This is a genomic window from Plantibacter sp. lyk4-40-MEA-4, from assembly GCF_030209415.1.
In the GTDB taxonomy this organism is placed as follows: domain Bacteria; phylum Actinomycetota; class Actinomycetes; order Actinomycetales; family Microbacteriaceae; genus Plantibacter; species Plantibacter flavus_A.
The window spans coordinates 39,950-56,815 of the sequence record NZ_JARVSA010000008.1 but is presented as its reverse complement, the minus strand read 5'-3'; the positions used below and the strand labels follow the sequence as shown (position 1 = coordinate 56,815).

Sequence of the window (16,866 nt, the reverse complement as noted above, 5' to 3'; positions counted from 1 at the left end):
CGTCGATCGGTGGTGGGATCAGGTCCGGTAGAGGACGGGCATCGACTCGAGGAGTTCGCGCGTGTAGGCGTCCTGAGGCCGGGTCATGACCTGCTCCCCCGTCCCCTCCTCCACGACGCGGCCGTTGCGCATCACCGCCACCCGATGCGCGACGTGATGGACGACCGCGAGGTTGTGGGTGATGAAGAGGTACGTCACACCCGTCTCCTCCTGGAGGCGGACGAGCAGGTTGAGCACCTGCGCCTGCACGGAGACGTCGAGGGCCGAGGTCGGCTCGTCCAGGACGACGAACTCGGGCTTCGCCGCCATGGCCCTGGCGATCGCGATGCGCTGCCGTTGCCCACCGGAGAACTCGTGAGGGAAGCGCCCCGCGGCGTCCCCCGGCAACCCGACCTGGTGAAGTGACTCGACGACCCGGGCTCGACGCGCGGCCGAACCCATGCCTGCGGCGACGAGCGGTTCGGCGATCGAACGTGCCACCGTGAAGCGCGGGTCGAGGGAGTCGTTGGGGTCCTGGAACACCATCTGCACCCGCCGCCGGTGCGTCCGCAGCGCCGACCCACGGAGCCGCGAGACGTCGCCACCGTCGAACTCGATGCGGCCCGAGCTCGGTCGCCGCATCAGGAGGATCGCCCGGGCGAGGGTGCTCTTCCCGGAGCCGGATTCTCCGACGAGTCCGAGCGTCTCGCCCCGACGCACCTCGAGCGACACGTCGTCGAGCGCGAGCGTCGCGTGCTCACCGTGTCCGAACCGTTGCGTGACACCGTCGACGCGGAGCAGGGTGTCGCTCATCGGACCTCCTCCAGGACCGCCGGTGCCTCGGCGAAGTCGTTGTCGACGGGGATGACCGCCAACGGCGACCGCACCGGCACCGACGGTCGCGGAATGCTCTCGAGGAGCGCCCGGGTGTACGGATGCTGCGGGTCCGCGAGGACCCGCTCGGCGCGGCCGGTCTCGACGATGCGCCCGCGGTACATCACGGCGACCCGCTCGCAGAGCTGCCCGATGACGCCGAGGTCGTGGCTGATGAACAGGACGCCCATCCCCGTCTCGTCGCGCAGAGTCCACAACAGCTCCAGGATCTGTGCCTGCACCGTCACGTCGAGCGCTGTCGTCGGCTCGTCTGCGACGAGCAGGGTCGGTCCGGCGGCCACCGCGATGGCGATCACGACTCGCTGGCGTTGACCGCCGGACAGCTGGTGGGGGTAGTAGCCGAGCCGTCGTTCCGCGTCGGGCATCCGCACGAGGTGCAGGATCTCCAACGCCCGCGCCCGAGCCTGCCGTTTGTCGGCGATCCCGTGGATGCGGAGGACCTCGGCGATCTGCGCCCCGATCCGCATGCACGGGTTGAGGGCGGACATCGGCTCCTGGAACACCATCGAGGCGCGCGCTCCGCGGAGCCCCGACCAGTCACGTTCCGTGGCACCCTGCATGTCGGTCCCCGCGACGTCGAGGCGGGACGCCGTGACCGTCGCCGAGTCCGGCAGTAGCCCCATCATCGCGAGGGCGATGCTCGACTTCCCGCTCCCGGACTCGCCGATCACCCCGACGATCTCCCCCGGACCGACGCGCAGGGACACGTCCTGCACCGATGGCGCAGCGCCACCGTAGGCGATGCTCAGCCCCTCCACGTGGAGGGCGTCGACGTCTCGATCCATGGTCAGACCAGCTTTCGCTCGAGTGGTGCGGGAGGGACGGTGGGGTGGACGACAGGACTACTGGCTCAGCCAGGCCTCGTCGAGCCGGTACCTGGAGTAGTACGCGTCGCTCTGGTAATCGTGCAGCTTGGCGCTGTCCCAGACCTCGAAGTAGACCGGGACCGCGACCGGCACGATCTCGAGCACCTGCTCGGCCGCTTCCTCTGCCAGCTGGTCGACGAGTTCGGCGTACTCGGCCGGGTCCGAGGCGCTCTTCGCCTGCTGGAAGAGCTCTCGAGCCGCGTCCGCCTCGGGGTTCCCCTCCCAGTGGTTGTAGACCCCGCCGTCGACGAGCACGGGGTCGTAGTAGAACAGCGACGCAGCACGAGGGCTGCCCGGGATGGCGACGAGGTCGGTCCAGCTCTCGCCGGTGGTGAAGACCGGGGCGATCTCCGACAGCGGCTTCGCGTCGAGCTTCAGGGTGATGCCCGCTTCGGCGAGCTGCTGCTGCATCATCTCGTAGACGGGGTGGTGCGACTGTGCGACGTCGCCCATGTAGCTGAGCGTGATGGTCGGGTTCGGCTGGCCGGCGTCCGCGAGGAGTTCCTTCGCCCGGCTGACGTCGCGCTCGTAGTACGGCAGCCCCTTCGGGTCGAGCGCGCCGGGGTCACCGGCCGGTGGCACGAACGACAGCGCGGCGTAGCCGAGCATCGCCGTGTCGACGAGGGCCTGGCGGTCGAGGGACAGCGCGACGGCGCGACGGACGTCGATGTCGGCGAGCGGCCCGGTCTCCGGGTTGATGTAGATCGCGAGGTTCTGGCGGTAGGACGCCTCCCCGAGGGTGAATCCGGCCTGGACCGCCTGATCGGCGAGGCTCCCGTCCGTGAAGTAGGCGGCCTGGATGCTGCCCTGCTGCAGCGCGGCGAGGCGTGCGGACTCGTCGGGGATGAAGTCGAAGACGATCTCGTCGAGGTACGGTTTCGTGTCCTGCCAGGCGTTCTCGTTCTTCGCCATCGTGACGCTGACACCGTCGCTCCAGTCGGTCACCTGGAACGCGCCGGTCCCGAAGGTGGTCCGCTGCCGCTCGTCCGGGGTCGCCGCGCCATAGCCCTCCTCGCTCACGATGAAGAACGTCTGGCGTGCGGAGACCGCGTCCACGAAGGTGCCGTCCGGTGCGCTGAACCGGAACGTGACCTCGGTCTCGCCGGTCTTCTCGATGCTCGAGACGTTCGCCAGGTAGGTGCTCGCCGACGTGGTGGCCTCTTTCATGAGGTTGAAGGAGTAGACGACGTCGTCGGCGCTGAACGCGCTGCCGTCGGCGAAGGTGACGTCGTCGCGCAGCTCGAAGACCCAGGTGAGTTCGTCCGGTTGCGACCACTCGGTGGCGAGCGCCGGGATGACCTCGCCGTCGTCGTCCTTCGCGAGCAGCGTGTCGTACGCGACGGCGTTGATGACCTCGGCGGCGATCGCGCTGGCGGCCATCGGGTCGAGTCCGCCGGCCGACGGCTCGGCCGGGACTCCCCAGTGCAGGGTGCCGCCGGCGACCGGGTCGCCGCCCGCGTCGGCCGTGGATCCGCCGGGCGCACAGCCGCTGAGCGCGAGGGACGCCGCCACGATGGCGACCGTCCCCGCGAGGATGCGTGTCTTCATTGCTGCCTCTTCTCTGGAGCGTCGTCCGTGGACGCCGCGTCGATGGTGGTGCCGGATGACGTGCCGTGGTGCGCCGCTGACGCTCGGCGACGCCCGCGTGGGCGGCTGAGCGAGAACGCGGGCTCCCGCCTCGGGGCGAAGCGGTCCTGGAGCCCGTCGGCGAGGAGGTTCCAGGCCGCCGAGAGCAGGATGATCACGAGGGAGGGCAGGACGATGAGGAGGGGCTGCACCTGCATGAAGCGCGTGAACTCGCTGATCATGCGGCCGGCCGAGGGTTCGGGCGCCTGGACACCCTGTCCGAGGTAGCTGAGCGCGGCTTCGATGAGGACCACCTGCGAGGCGACGGACGCGAACTGCACGAAGAGCGGCGTCAGGACGTTGGGGAGCAGGTGCTCGACGATCACCCGATGTCCCCGCACACCACTGAGCGTCGCTGCGAGGACGAAGTCCCGTTCGCGCAGCGCGATGACCGGGGCTCGCATGACCCTGGCGAATCCCGGCGCGAACACGAGGCCGAGGGCGATGATGAGCGGCCAGGGCCCGGTGCCGATGACGACCCCGACGACGAGCGCGACGAGGATCGCCGGCAGGGCGAGCGCCGCGTCCACGATCCGCATGATGATCGCGTCGACCCAGCCGCCCAGGTACCCGGCTACGAGCCCCAGCGCGGTGCCGATGACCGCACCGAGCAGGGCGGCGGCGCCCGAGATGAGCAGACTCGTCCGTGCGGCGAGCGCCAGCCGGGTGAGGTTGTCGCGGCCGAGGTTGTCGGTGCCGAGCAGGTGGTCGAGGCTCGGCGCGGCGAGGGCCGGTCCGGAGGCGGCGAACGGGTCGTAGGGCGGCGCGAGGGTCATCCATCCGGCGAGCAGGAGGATGCCGACGAGGATGCCGGATCCGCCCCAGAAGGCGGGGCCGAACCCGTTGCGACGGCGGCGGCCGTCGATCTTCGCGAGCGCGATGGCGCGGGTGACCGTCATGACGTGTGGACCCTCACTCGTGGGTCGATCAGCGGGTAGATCAGATCGACGATGAAGTTGATGAGCACGTAGACCGCACCGATGAGCAGCACGGTCGCCTGGATGATCGGGTAGTCGGACGAGCGGATGCCGGTGAGGAGGAGCGAGCCCATCCCGGGGAGCGCGAACACGGTCTCGATGACGACCGTCCCGCCGACGAGCGCGGCGAGTTCGATGCCGATCACGGTCGTGACCGGGATGAGGGCGTTGCGCAGCGCGTGCCGACCGACCAGCCGGGACGGTGACGCCCCTTTGGCTCGCGCCGTGCGGACGAAGTCCTGTCCGAGCGTGTCGAGCAGGGTGCCGCGGGTGTACCTGGCGACGATCGCCGCGAGGACGAGACCGATGAGGAGTGCCGGCAGGACCAGCACGCCGACGAGTCGCAGCGGATCCCCGCTCGCCCCCGCCGTACCCACGAGCGGCAGGCGCAGGGTGAGTGAGTTCACGAGGATGAGGACGGTGCCGAGCACGAACGGCGGCGTCGCGAGGAGCACGAAGGACAGCCCTCGGACCGCGTTGTCGGGGGCCCGACGCCACCGGGTCGCTGCGAGGACACCGGCCGGGATGCCGAGGACGGTCCCGAACAGGGTCGCCATGACGGCGAGGGTGAGGCTGAGCGGGAGGCGCTGGGCGATGAGGTTGGACACCTCGTTCGGGACGGTGATGGCTCGTCCGAAGTCACCCTGCAGGACACCGAGCAGCCACGCGAGGTACTGCGTCAGCCAGGGTCGATCGAGGCCGAGCTCCGTGCGGAGGGCGTCGAGCGCGGCCGGGTCGGGGTTCGAGGGGTCCGCGAACGCCGACAGGGGGTCGCCCGGGATCACCCGGACCATCGAGAAGACGAGGACGGACAGGACGAACAGGACGAAGAGCGACGACAGGACCCGGGAGACGATGTATCGCGCCATGGGATCAGCTCACGGAGGTCGGCATCGGTGAGACGCGGTCGGCGCTGCGGGCGTGGGACGGGGCGAAGCTCGAGATGTCGTCGCTCGTCCGCCCGTCGAGTGCGAGCTCCGCGAGGATGCGTCCGAACGCGGGCGTGAACTTGAAGCCGTGACCGGCGGCGAGGGCGACGATGACGTCCGGGTGCTCCTCGAGCGGGCCGAGGACGAAGTTCCGGTCCGGGGTGAGCGCGTACTGGCAGGTCACCGTGCGGAGCTCGCGGCCCGACGCCGGCACGAGGTCCGCCATGAAGTCGGCCAGCTGCCCGGTGAGCTCCGGCGACGGGACGAAGGTGCGCTCCGCCGGTGACATGCGGTTCTCAGAGACGTCGCGTGCGGCCTTCACGGTCGGTTCCCCGAAGGTCGGGAAGCCGTAGTAGCACTCCTCGTCCTCCCAGATCCACACCGGGAACCGCTCGCGATCGAGCTGCTCGGCATCGGACGGGCGGAAGTAGGTGACCTGCTCCTGCATCACGTCGAGCGGGATCGCCGCGTCGAGCGGCTCGAGCAGCTCGTTCGCCCAGGCGTCGGCGGCGAGGACGACCTTGCCGGCACGCACCGGCCCGCTGGAGGTCTGCACGACGACGCCGGCTCCGTCAGGGGTGAGCGCGTCGACCCGGGTGCGGTCGCGGATGTCCGCCCCGAGCGCCCGAGCACGGAGCTGGAGCGTCGCGACGGTACGGGCCGCGTGGGCGATGCCGGTGTCGGCGGTGTAGACCGTCTCCACGTTCTCGGGGATCCGGAACTGCGGCCAGCGCGCCTGCACCTCGGCCGGCGTCAGCAGCTCGTGCGGCACCCCGCACTCATCCAGGGCCGCGGTGAAGTCGGTGGCCGAGTAGGGTCCGTCGACCGGCAGGAAGATGACGCCACCCGTGATGGTGAGCAACCGTTCGCCCGACTCCTGCTCGAGGTCAGCCCAGTCGCGGTACGCCGACTGCGCGAGTCGCACGTACTGCGGAGCCCCGTACGACGTCCGGACGATCCGCGAGGTGTCGTGCGAGGCGCCGCGGACGTGCCCGAGTTCGAACTGCTCGAAGGCGACGACCTTCGCGCCCCGACGGGCGAGGTGGTAGGCGGCGGCACTGCCCAGAGCTCCCATGCCGACAACCGCGACGTCGAACGATTCCATCCGGTGGTGCTCCTTCGTGCTTGCCCGATCGATTCAGGCAAGTGTGCTGGAGCGCCGGAGACCGGCCTATGGACCGAGCACCCATGTTTCCGCCCCGAGAGTGTGTCGGAACGACGGACGGCGCCGATCAGTGTCTCGCTTGGGTTCAGCCGGCCGGGTGTGCGTCGCGCAGCGATCGTCGGAGGCGCTCGAGTCGCGCGGCGGCCTGCACGCGGAACCGGTACTCGCTGTCGTCCCAATCCCCGACGAGCAGTGAGCGGATGCGGTCGAGGCGCTGCTGCACCGTGTTCGGATGGATGCGGAGGCGTCTCGCCACCGCATGTCGGCTCTCGCCGTCGTCGAAGAAGCCGGCCAGCGTGTCGAACAGCGCGGTGCCACGTCGTTCGTCCCAGTCGAGGATCGGTCCGAGCAGTTCGTCCACGAAGCGGATCACCGCTGTCGGCTCGCCCGAGGTGAGCGCGTGATAGGGCGCGAGACCGTCGGACGGCACGGTGGCGGCTTCGATACCGAGCGGGCGGAGGAGCCGCAGATCGTCCGTCGCGCGTTCGACGGCCGGACCGAGCTCCGCCCATCCGCCGAGGCCGGTGCAGACCACCGCCGTGAGAGCCGATTCGTTCAGTCGGTCGGCCAACAGCCGCCGGAGCCGTTCCGTGTCGGCGACAGGATCCTCGACCGACCAGGCCACGATCACCCGGTGATCACGCCGGGCCACGACGCCATGGTCTCCGACGGCGCTCGCGGCGACGAGCGCCGCGTCGGCGACGTCCCGCTCGAGGACGTCGACAACCGCGCAGGCCTCCGGCGTCATGGCACGCAGCGCCGGTTCGACGTCCGCTGAGCGGTCATCGTCCGTGCCGTCCACGACCGCCAGGAGCCAGCGCGCGCGACGTTCTGCTCGGAGGGCGATCACCGCGTCGCGCTTGAAGGAGACCAACGCGGCGACCTGGGATGCCCGCTCCAGCGTGCGGCGGAGGACGCTGTCGTCGGGACCGGATCCGGCCTCGGCGACGATGGATCCGAGGACGCGATCGGCACCGACGATCGCCACGACGAGCCAACGGCGCACCCCGGCTTCCACCAGCTCGGCGTGCCCGCTCAGTTGGCTCCGACCGACCGCGTCACGGAGCACCGGTCGGCTCGGCAGCTCACCTCCGCCGTCGAGGAGTCTCGCCTGGTCGTCCAGCGCCCAGACCCGCCGTCCGAGCCGTTGCGCGAGGGTCGCGACGAGGTCCACCACCGTGCCGCCCGACATCGCCGCCGACGTGAGCTCCTCGTGGATACCGCTCGCGAGCTCCGTCGCGGCGAGGTGACGTTCGAGTTCGCGGTAGGCCTCCTCCGCGCGCACGACGGCCGCCGCCCGCTCCGCGAGCGCCCGAGCGGTGTGCAGGACGGCTGCAGCGTGGTCGGCGAACGCCGAGAGCAGGAGGATGTCGTCCGGCGTGTAGTCGTACCCGAACCGGTTGCACGCGAAGAGCGCGCCGAGCACCTCGTCGCCGACCGCGAGCGGGACGCCGAGGAACGACACGAGCCCCTCCGCCCGAACAGCGGCGTCGATCCGGTCGTCGTGCCCGACCTCGGTCATCGCCTCGTACCGCGCGACCCACGCTGGTTCGCGCGTCCCGGTGACCAGGCTGGCGAGTCCCACCCCGGCCGGGACGGCCAGATCTCGGAACCCGGGCGTCACCGTGCCGACGGAGTGCCGGACCCGCAGGTCCCCACCGGCGTTCTCGACTTCGGAGAGATAGGTGACGTCGGTGCCCATGAGCTGGTGCGCGCGCTCCACCAGGCGACCGAGGACCTCGTCGACGTCCTGCAGGCGGACGAGCTCCCGCGCGGTCGAGAAGAGCGCCTCGAGCTCGTTCGCCCGGCGCCGCAACCGTGCGCCGCGCAGTTGCGACTCGCGGACGGTCTCGACCACCGCCTCGGCCTCCGCTCCCGCGACACCGGCCCGGGCGAGCAGGTCCCGGACGCCCGCCCCGGGGCGCCCGGGCTCGTCGCGGGATGCCGCGAGGAGGTCGAGGACCAGGGAGGCCTCCGACGTCGCTGCTTCGACACTCGGGCGTGGTTCGTCGGAGCCGATCGCCGGACTCATGCGGACTCCATCAGCGTGGTGGCGGCACATGACCGCCTCGGGCAGGATGGCCTCAGTCTAGGAGTCGTGCGAGGGGAACACGGGTGGGGTGCGGGCGGCGAAGGCGGCGAGCCCCGCCCGGGCGTCCTCACTGGTGAAGGCCTCCTGTCCGAGAACCGCCTCGCGGTGGAACGCCTCCTCCAGCGGCAGATCCGAGAGTTCGCGGACCGCCCGTTTGACGGTGGCGATGGCGGTGCGACTCTTCGCGAGCAGCTCGTCGGCGACCCCGAGCGCGGTGTCCATGAGCGCTGTCGCCGGGACGACGCGGTTGACGACGCCGTACCGGAGAGCGGTCGGGGCGTCGATGCGCTCACCGCGCAGCATGAGGTCCATCGCGAAAGCGTACGGGATCTGACGGACCAGACGGCTCAGCGTGCCTCCCGCGGGCACGACACCGACGCCCGTCTCCGGGAACGCGAACCCCGCGTGCTCCGCGGCGATCCGGATGTCGGTGGACAACAGGATCTCGAACCCGCCTCCGAGGCAGAGCCCGTTGACCGCGCCGATGACCGGCTTGTCGAGACGGGTGTGCTTCTGATGCGCGTCGTCCCACTCACTGATGTCGAACCGGCCGTCGGCCAGCGCGGGGATCGATTCGCCGAGGTCCGCGCCGACGCAGAACGCCCGGTCCCCCGCACCCGTCAGGATCGCGACCCCGATGCGCGGGTCGTCGCGGACCTCGACGAACGCCTCACCGAGCTGTTCGTACATCGCGAGGGTCAGCGCGTTGCGTTTGTCCGGACGGTCGATCGTGATCACCGCGGTCGCCCCGGACCGGTCCAGTCGGATTCCGCTCATCAGATGGTCCCCGCGGCCCGCAGCTCGTCGATGGTGGCCTCGTCGTAGTCGAGCAGTTCCCGCAGCACTGCCGCAGTGTGGGCCCCCGTCGCCGGCGCCCGGCCGTTCGTCCGCGGCGGGGTCGCGTCGAGTTTGACGGGTGACCCGAAGGTCCGGAGTGCGCCGAACCCGGGGTAGGCGGTCTCGACGACCATCTCCCGCACCGCGATCTGCGGGTCGGCCACCACCTCGCCGATGTCCTTCACCGCGCTCAACGGGACGAGGTCTCCGGCGAGCGCCTCGAGCTCCGCCTTGCTGCGGCCCGCGAACCAGCGCTCGACGAGTGGACGAACCGCATGCTCGTAGACCTCCTCGTCGAAGCGGTCCACCATCGCGTGGAGCCCCGGGTGCGCCTCGTACTCCCCTGGACCGCCGAAGAGCTCACAGGAGATCCGCCAGAACTTGTCGGTGTAGCCGCCGAAGAAGACGAACCCGTCGCGGCATGGGAACGCCTCGTAGGGCCGCACGAAGGGGTGCGCGTTCCCGAGCGGACCTGGCACCGTGCCCTCGGCCGTGTAGGCGACGACCGCGTTCTCGGTCAGGGTGAGCACCGAGTCCTGTTGCGAGATGTCGACCAGCTGTCCGGTGCCGGTGGTCTCGGCGTGCCGGAGAGCGGCGAGGACGCCGATCGTGCCGTACAGGCTCGCCGCCAGATCACCGATGATCGTCCCGACCCGCGTCGGCGGCCCGCCTGCGGGTCCGTTCATCGACCAGAGACCGCCCGTCGCCTGGGCGCTGTTGTCGTAGGCAGGGCGGCCGCGCGACGGACCGGTCTGCCCATATCCGCTGAGGGCGGCGTACACGAGGCGAGGGTTGATCGTGCGCAGCTGCTCGTAGCCGAGGCCGAGGCGGTCCATCGTGCCCGGGCGGAAGTTCTCGACGAGCACGTCGGCACGCGCCACCAGACGTTCGAGCAGCGCGGCGCCCGACGCGTGCCGGAGGTTGGCGGTGACGCCGAGCTTGTTGCGGTTGTATTGCGCGAAGAAACCGCTCAGCGGGTCGTCGCCCACCTGACCGTCGGAGTCACCCTCCCCGGGGAGCAACGGCGGGAAGGTCCGGGTGTAGTCGGGTTCGTCCGGGTGCTCGACCTTGATCACGGTGGCCCCCAGGTCCGCGAGGACCATCGAACAGTACGGACCGGCGACGACCCGGGTCACGTCGACGACGACCACGCCTGCGAGCGAGCCGCGCGCCGTGTCGAAGCCGCCGAGATCGGCGAGGCGGATACGCAGGTCCTCGTCGATCATCGCGTGCCCCCGGTCGTCGAGGTGGTGTGGTCCGGCCGCCTGCGCATGTCGCTCCGCTCTGCACGTCGGAACGGTCCCGATCGTGCGTGGCGATCCTGTCACCGAGGCCGACCGTGGGGACATGTCCGTCGGGACCATATCCGCAGTCCCCTGGACGGTCACGACACATGCCGGACGGGTCAGCGGCCGCGTCGCCCCGAGAACAGTGCGTGGAGGAGCGGCACGGCGGAGACCACCATGAAGACGGTGCCGAGGACGGCGTCGTCGGCTCGGAGGACAGCGCCGGCGACGAGCAGCGCGGCGAACAGCACGGCCGAGACGACCCGGCCCGTCGTGCGGTCGAGCCGCGCGATCCGCTGTTCGAGTCTCGGGTTGGTGGTCGCGACAGCACCCGCTTCCACCCGCGTGATGACCGCGTCGAGACGCTTCGGCAGGCGGACGGCGACCGTGGCGATGTCGAGCGCCTCGCGACCGAGGTCCTGCACGACGTTGCCGCGCTCGTCGCGCAGCAGCTGCGCGGCGTAGGGTTCGACGGAGTCCCAGAGGTTGAACTCGGGGTCGAGGGCGCTGCAGACACCGGAGGTGAGCGAGATCGCGCGGATGATGAGCAGGAAGTTCTCGGGCAGCTGGAACGGCAGCGTGCGGATGACCTCGCTGAACTGGTTGCCGAAGTCTCGGAACTCTTTCGGGTCGACGTCGCGCAGTTCCGCGAACCCCATGCCGCCGAAGCGTCCGAACAGTGCGGTCATGGCCCGCTCGAGCTCGGTCGTGTCGGCCGAGGGCAGGAGGACGCCGAGGTCGCGGATCGCGTCGACCAGGCCCTTGCCGTCGCGTGAGGCTGCGGCGATGAGGAGCTTCCGGAGGCCGCGCCTCGTGGTCGGTGGAACCTCGCCCATCATCCCGAAGTCGATGAACGTCAGCTTCCAGGGTCGCTCCCCCGGGGCGGCGTCGACGGGCGTCACGAAGATGTTGCCGGGATGCGGGTCGGCGTGGAAGAAGCCGTTGGTGAAGAGCTGGTCGAACATGACGGCTGCGAACACGGGTGCCACGTCGACCGGGTCGATGCCGGCGGCGCGCAGGGCGTCCGCGTCGGTGATCTTGATGGCGGTGACGTCTTCGAGCGTCAGGACGCGCTGGGTCGTTCGCTCCCACACCACCGCGGGGACGGAGACGCGGTCGTCCCCGGCGAAATCGACGGCGAACCGCTCGGAACTCGCGGCCTCATGGAGGTAGTCGATCTCTTCGAGGCTCGTCGCGGCGAACTCCTCGACGAGTGCGGGCATGTCGACGCGGTCGGAGACGAGCCGGACACGGCGCAGCCAGCCACCCACCTTGCGGAGGGCGGCGAGGTCGACTGCGACGATCTCATCGATGCCCGGCCGCTGGACCTTGAGCACGACGGCGTCGAGCCCGGTGTCGGCAGCGAGCGCCGGCGCGAGCGTGGCGCGGTGCGCTTGTCCGAGCGAGGCTGCTGCCACGGGACGTTCGTCGATGCCGGCGAAGACCTGCGAGAGCGGCACGCGGAGTTCCGACTCGGCGAGCGCGCGGATGCGAGGGAAGGCGACGGGCGGGACCTCGTCCTGCAGGCCTTCGAGCTCCTTCGTGATCTCCGGCGGGAGCACGTCGAGGCGCGACGACATGAACTGGCCCACCTTGATCATGAGGCCGCCGAGGTCGACGGCGAGTATGTGGAAGCGTCGTGCGAACTTCTGCATGCGGCGAGTGCGGGTCCGCTCCGTCAGTTTGATGAGTCCGAACCGCGGCAGGACGATCTCGAACCACCAGGCGGCGGCCAGGTGCCAGCTCGCGAAGCGGAGGATGCGACGGTACCGGGCACGCCCATGAGCGGGCGGACCGGCTGGAACGCCGGCCCGCCCGCTCAAGGGGAGCTCGCCGAAACGGGACGCCGTGTCGCTGGGCGTCCCGCCGGTCGACGACACTCGGTCAGTCCTGGGCGAGGATCGCGTAGAGGCGCTTGCGAGCGTCGTCGAGGATGGCGACGGCCTGCTGGACCTGCTCGGGCGTTCCGGTGCGGCCGACCTGGGCTGCGGCCTGGGCCAGCTCGACACCGGCCTTCGGCAGGGCGGTGAAGCCGGGGTGGTCGGACGAGTCGGCGTTCTGCCACGGAGCGGACGCCCCGGACTGGGCGACCTCGTCGCGACCGGCTTCGGTCAGCGCGTAGGTCTTGCGACCGCCCGACTCCTCGGCCGTGATGATGCCCTCGTCGGAGAGGAGCTGCAGCGTCGGGTAGACCGAGCCTGCGCTGGGCTTCCAGGAGCCGCCGCTGCGCTCTTCGATCTCGCGGATGATCTGGTAGCCGTGCATCGGCTGCTCGGCCAGGAGGGCCAGCACGGCGGAGCGGACGTCGCCGCGGCCGACACGGGAGCCGGCGCTCTTCTCGAACTTCGAACGCAGCTGTTCCATCATCTGCCACATGCCGTCGGTCCCGAAGCCGGCTCCGCTGCCGAAGCCTCCGCCGTTACCGAACCCTGCGCCACCGAATCCTGCGCCACCGCTTGGGAATCCACCCATGATTGCTCTCCTCCGTCGTACGTGAACGATGCTCAACGATATATCGGTGAAGCTGTGAACGATATGTGTAATCGGAAGATCGTGATGGCGTAACGTCGCCCTCATGAGCCCCTGGACCGCAGCAGACATCCCCGACCAGCACGGCCGCGTCGCGATCGTGACCGGTGCGAACAGCGGGATCGGCGCGGTGACGGCCCGTGAGCTCGCCGCCAGCGGCGCCGCCGTCATCCTCGCCTGCCGCGACACGGAGAAGGGCGCGCGGGCAGCGGCGACGATGACCGGCGACGTCGAGGTGCGGCAGCTGGATCTCGCCGACCTGGCGTCCGTCCGTCGATTCGCCGACGGGGTCGAGCGGGTCGACGTACTGATCAACAACGCGGGCGTCATGGCGGTCCCCGAACGCCGCACGACCGACGGCTTCGAGATGCAGATCGGCACGAACTTCCTCGGGCCCTTCGCACTCACCGGCCTCCTGATCGACCGCATCACCACGCGGGTCGTGACGCTGTCGAGTGCCGCGCACCGGGCCGGCAAGATCGATCTGGCCGATCTCAACTGGCGCAACCGGACGTATCGACGCTGGTCGGCCTACGGCCAGTCGAAGCTCGCCGACCTGATGTTCTCGGCCGAGTTGCAGCGACGCCTCACGGCGGAGGGGTCCTCGGTGCTGTCCGTGGCCGCGCACCCCGGCTTCGCGTCGACCGAGCTCCAGTCGCACACCGAGTCCGCGCAGGGTCCGCTCCTCGCATGGGGAACCCGGCTCCTCGGTCAGAGCGCGGACATGGGTGCACTTCCGACGCTGTATGCGGCGACCTCGCCCGACGTCGAGCCCGGCGGCTACTACGGTCCGAGCGGCTTCGGGGAGATGCGTGGTGGCCCGAAGCCCGTCGGCCGGACCTCGGCGGCCCGCGACGAGCACGTCGCCGCCGAGCTCTGGAAGACGGCCGAGGCGCTCACCGGCATCACCTACCGGTGAGCGCGCCCGGCCCTCTCGGCGTCACGAGGGAAGGCTCTCCTCGATCGCGGCGATGACCTCGGGGGCGTCCGGCTCGGTCGTCGGGCGGAAGCGGTGAACGGTCCCGTCGGGCGCGATGAGGAACTTCTCGAAGTTCCACTTGACGTTGCCCGCCTTCCCGTTGGCGTCCGCGGTCTTCACGAGCTCCTGGTAGAGCGGGTGCCGGTTGCGGCCGTTGACCTTCACCTTGTCCATCATCGGGAAGGTGACGCCCCAGGTGGTGGAGCAGTACTCGGCGATCTTCTCGTTGTCGCCGAGCTCCTGCAGGAACTGGTTGCTCGGGAACCCGATCACCGTGAAGCCGCGGTCGGCGTACTCCTTCTGGAGTGCCTCGAGCTTCTCGTACTGCGGTGCGAGGCCGCAGCGGCTGGCGACGTTGACCACGAGTTTGGCCTTCCCGTCCCACTCAGCGAGGGTCGTGTCCCGGCCGTCGAGGGTGGTGACGGGGATGGTGTCCAGATCGGTCATGGTGTGATGCCTCTCATCTGTCGAACGACGTCCTGCTCGAGCACCGGTGTGCGCAAGCGGATCCACTCCGAACGCTACTCGCCCAGGACACGGCCGGCGCCCTTTCGGCAGGGCGTTCCCAGCCGACAGGCGTTGACACCGCCTGCCCACCGGTGGATCGTGAGTGCAGCAGATCGGAGCAGGACATGGGACGCATCCACATCGACCTCTTCATGACCCTCGACGGCGTCGCGCAGGCACCCGGCGGGCCGGAGGAGGACCCCAGCGACGGGTTCGTGTTCGGTGGCTGGCAGGCGCCGCTCATCGACGAGGTCGACGGGGAGCAGATCGACGCCGGCATGGTGGGTATGGACGCCCTCCTGCTCGGGCGCCGGACCTACGACATCTTCGCCGGGTACTGGCCGCACCAGGAGGGTGGCCAGGACGACGGCATCGCGCGGTTGTTCAACCGACTGCCGAAGTACGTCGCGTCACGTGAGCCGCGGGAGCTGGGGTGGGCGAACTCGACGCAACTCGGACCGGACCTCCCGGAGGCCGTTCGCGCTCTGCGCGAGCGTCACTCGCAGATCCACGTCATCGGCAGCCTCGACCTCGTGCAGACCTTGCTGGCCGACGCACTCTTCGATCAGCTGAACCTGTGGGTGTACCCGATCACGCTCGGCACCGGGAAGCGCGTCTTCGCGACCGGCACGGTCCCGTCCACGCTGCGCCTGCTCGGCCCCGCGACCACCTCCCCCGCCGGGACCGTGCACCTTCGCTACGAACGGATCGACGGCACACCGGCCACCGGCGACATGGGCGACCCGCGATGAGCGCGTCGGACGCGGCGTCGGCGCAGCGGTCCGAAGCAGACACCCGCTTCGACACGGTCGTCGTCGGTGCCGGCGTCGCGGGGCTCGTCGCCGCACGGTTGCTCGCGGCCGCCGGACGCGCAGTGGTCGTCGTCGAGGCCCGCGACCGGGTCGGCGGGCGGGTGTCGACCGAACGTCGCGACGGCCGGGTGACCGATCTCGGCGCGTCATGGGTGCACGGTGTCGATGACAGCGCGGTCGCCGCGGCGGCCGAGGCGTTCGGGATGCGGACGGTCGAGTTCACCGTCGGTGGTTACCAGCCGGACAGCCGACCGATCGCGTACTACGGTCCCGACGGCAGGCGCCTGTCGGACGCCGAGGCTCGCGGTTTCGCCGAGGACGTCCATGCCCTCGATGCGACGCTGCTCGGTGTCGTCGCCGAGTCGGCCCCGGACGCGTCGTACCGTGACGTGACCGAGGCGGCACTCGCCCTGCAGGCGTGGGAGACCGAGCGGGCGCAGCGGGTCCGCGAGTACCTGGAGCATCGTTCGGAGGAGCAGTACGGTGCGTGGATCGCAGACCTCGCGGCGCACGGGCTCGACGACGACGCGATCGACGGTGACGAGGTCGTGTTCCCCGACGGGTACGACGTGCTCCCGCGGCGGCTGGCCGAGGGGCTCGACGTGCGTCTCGGGCGCCTCGTGTCGCACGTCCGGTGGTCGGAGGGTGGTGGCGCCGCGGTTACGACCCGAGGGCCCGCCGGCGAGGAGTCCTACCAAGCGGACTCCGTCGTGGTGACCGTGCCGGTCGGGGTGCTGCAGTCGAAGGGGTTCGCGATCGATCCCCCGCTGCCGGAGCCGGTCGCCGGCGCCCTCTCACGATTGCGGATGAACGCGTTCGAGAAGGTGTTCCTGCGTTTCGAGCGACGGTTCTGGGACGACGACGTGTACGCGATCCGCCAGCAGGGGCCGGAGGGTCGCCGGTGGCACTCCTGGTACGACCTGACGACGGCGCACGGTGCCCCGACCCTGCTGACGTTCGCCGCCGGCCCGACGGCCGTGGAGATCCGGGACTGGGACGAGTCGCGCGTCGTCGAGTCGATTTTCGACCAACTGCGGCGTCTGTACGGCGACCGTGTCGAGGAGCCGACGGAGGTGCACGTCACCCGGTGGCAGGACGACCCGTTCTCCCGCGGGTCCTACGCCTACATGACCGTCGGGTCGACGACCGACGACCACGACGCCCTCGCGACCCCGGTCGGCGACGTCCTCCACCTCGCGGGTGAGGCGACGTGGACCGACGACCCGGCGACCGTCACAGCGGCCCTGCACTCCGGCCACCGGGCCGCCGAGCGCGTCCTCGGTCGGTCGATTCCCATCGAGACCCTCTGGCACGACGAGAGCGCGGTACCGGTCGTCGACCCGGTCCGGTGACGACCACGAGTGCGCTCTTGCGAGCGTCGAAGGAGA

The 16,866-nt window shown here is 70.4% G+C and carries 15 protein-coding genes; 3 read left to right on the top strand and 12 right to left on the bottom strand.

Going from position 1 to position 16,866, the window contains the following annotated elements:
- Positions 1–18 precede the first annotated feature (18 nt).
- From QRN44_RS14680 to QRN44_RS14630, 11 genes are all read right to left on the bottom strand, one after another.
- Entirely contained in the window at positions 19–792 is a 774-nt protein-coding gene (locus QRN44_RS14680; protein ID WP_121290484.1) for an ATP-binding cassette domain-containing protein, read from the bottom strand.
- Complete coding sequence (locus QRN44_RS14675) at positions 789–1,658, bottom strand: ABC transporter ATP-binding protein (RefSeq protein WP_285039493.1); 870 nt, start codon at positions 1,656–1,658, stop codon at positions 789–791. The genes QRN44_RS14680 and QRN44_RS14675 overlap by 4 nt, the downstream gene beginning before the upstream one ends.
- Before the next feature lie 57 nt (positions 1,659–1,715).
- Entirely contained in the window at positions 1,716–3,287 is a 1,572-nt protein-coding gene (locus QRN44_RS14670) for an ABC transporter substrate-binding protein (RefSeq protein WP_285039492.1), read from the bottom strand.
- The gene (locus tag QRN44_RS14665; protein WP_285039491.1) at positions 3,284–4,264 is read right to left on the bottom strand and encodes an ABC transporter permease; all 981 of its coding nucleotides are present in this window, start codon (positions 4,262–4,264) and stop codon (positions 3,284–3,286) included. Before QRN44_RS14665 ends, QRN44_RS14670 begins: the two co-directional genes overlap by 4 nt.
- On the bottom strand, positions 4,261–5,211 hold the full coding sequence (locus tag QRN44_RS14660; RefSeq protein ID WP_071260690.1) for an ABC transporter permease: 951 nt from the start codon (positions 5,209–5,211) through the stop codon (positions 4,261–4,263). Before QRN44_RS14660 ends, QRN44_RS14665 begins: the two co-directional genes overlap by 4 nt.
- Positions 5,212–5,215: 4 nt before the next feature.
- The gene (gene solA / locus QRN44_RS14655) at positions 5,216–6,376 is read right to left on the bottom strand and encodes an N-methyl-L-tryptophan oxidase (RefSeq protein WP_079002628.1); all 1,161 of its coding nucleotides are present in this window, start codon (positions 6,374–6,376) and stop codon (positions 5,216–5,218) included.
- A 145-nt stretch (positions 6,377–6,521) separates the two neighbouring features.
- Positions 6,522–8,468 carry a helix-turn-helix domain-containing protein gene (locus QRN44_RS14650; protein ID WP_175118270.1) on the bottom strand — a complete coding sequence of 649 codons (1,947 nt, stop codon included), beginning with the start codon at positions 8,466–8,468 and terminating at the stop codon, positions 6,522–6,524.
- 57 nt (positions 8,469–8,525) lie between these two features.
- Entirely contained in the window at positions 8,526–9,305 is a 780-nt protein-coding gene (locus tag QRN44_RS14645; protein WP_285039490.1) for an enoyl-CoA hydratase/isomerase family protein, read from the bottom strand.
- Positions 9,305–10,591 (bottom strand): CaiB/BaiF CoA transferase family protein, encoded by a 1,287-nt coding sequence (locus QRN44_RS14640; RefSeq protein WP_285039488.1) that lies wholly within the window; start codon positions 10,589–10,591, stop codon positions 9,305–9,307. The genes QRN44_RS14645 and QRN44_RS14640 overlap by 1 nt, the downstream gene beginning before the upstream one ends.
- A gap of 179 nt (positions 10,592–10,770) precedes the next feature.
- Entirely contained in the window at positions 10,771–12,474 is a 1,704-nt protein-coding gene (locus tag QRN44_RS14635) for an ABC1 kinase family protein (RefSeq protein WP_285039523.1), read from the bottom strand.
- A 61-nt stretch (positions 12,475–12,535) separates the two neighbouring features.
- Positions 12,536–13,123 (bottom strand): PadR family transcriptional regulator, encoded by a 588-nt coding sequence (locus QRN44_RS14630; RefSeq protein ID WP_436278702.1) that lies wholly within the window; start codon positions 13,121–13,123, stop codon positions 12,536–12,538.
- Positions 13,124–13,226: 103 nt separating this feature from the next.
- Here QRN44_RS14630 and QRN44_RS14625 point away from each other — a divergent pair, with 103 nt between their 5' ends.
- Positions 13,227–14,099, top strand: coding sequence for an oxidoreductase (locus tag QRN44_RS14625; protein ID WP_285039487.1), 873 nt, complete (start codon positions 13,227–13,229; stop codon positions 14,097–14,099).
- A gap of 21 nt (positions 14,100–14,120) precedes the next feature.
- Here the strand turns inward: QRN44_RS14625 and QRN44_RS14620 are convergent, their stop codons facing one another.
- Positions 14,121–14,606 carry a glutathione peroxidase gene (locus QRN44_RS14620; protein ID WP_285039486.1) on the bottom strand — a complete coding sequence of 162 codons (486 nt, stop codon included), beginning with the start codon at positions 14,604–14,606 and terminating at the stop codon, positions 14,121–14,123.
- Positions 14,607–14,791: 185 nt separating this feature from the next.
- On the opposite strand from QRN44_RS14620, the gene QRN44_RS14615 reads away from it, so the two are divergent.
- Positions 14,792–15,418: a dihydrofolate reductase family protein gene (locus QRN44_RS14615; protein WP_285039485.1), complete on the top strand. Its 627-nt coding sequence runs from the start codon at positions 14,792–14,794 to the stop codon at positions 15,416–15,418.
- Positions 15,415–16,830: a flavin monoamine oxidase family protein gene (locus QRN44_RS14610; protein ID WP_285039484.1), complete on the top strand. Its 1,416-nt coding sequence runs from the start codon at positions 15,415–15,417 to the stop codon at positions 16,828–16,830. Before QRN44_RS14615 ends, QRN44_RS14610 begins: the two co-directional genes overlap by 4 nt.
- Positions 16,831–16,866: the final 36 nt, after the last annotated feature.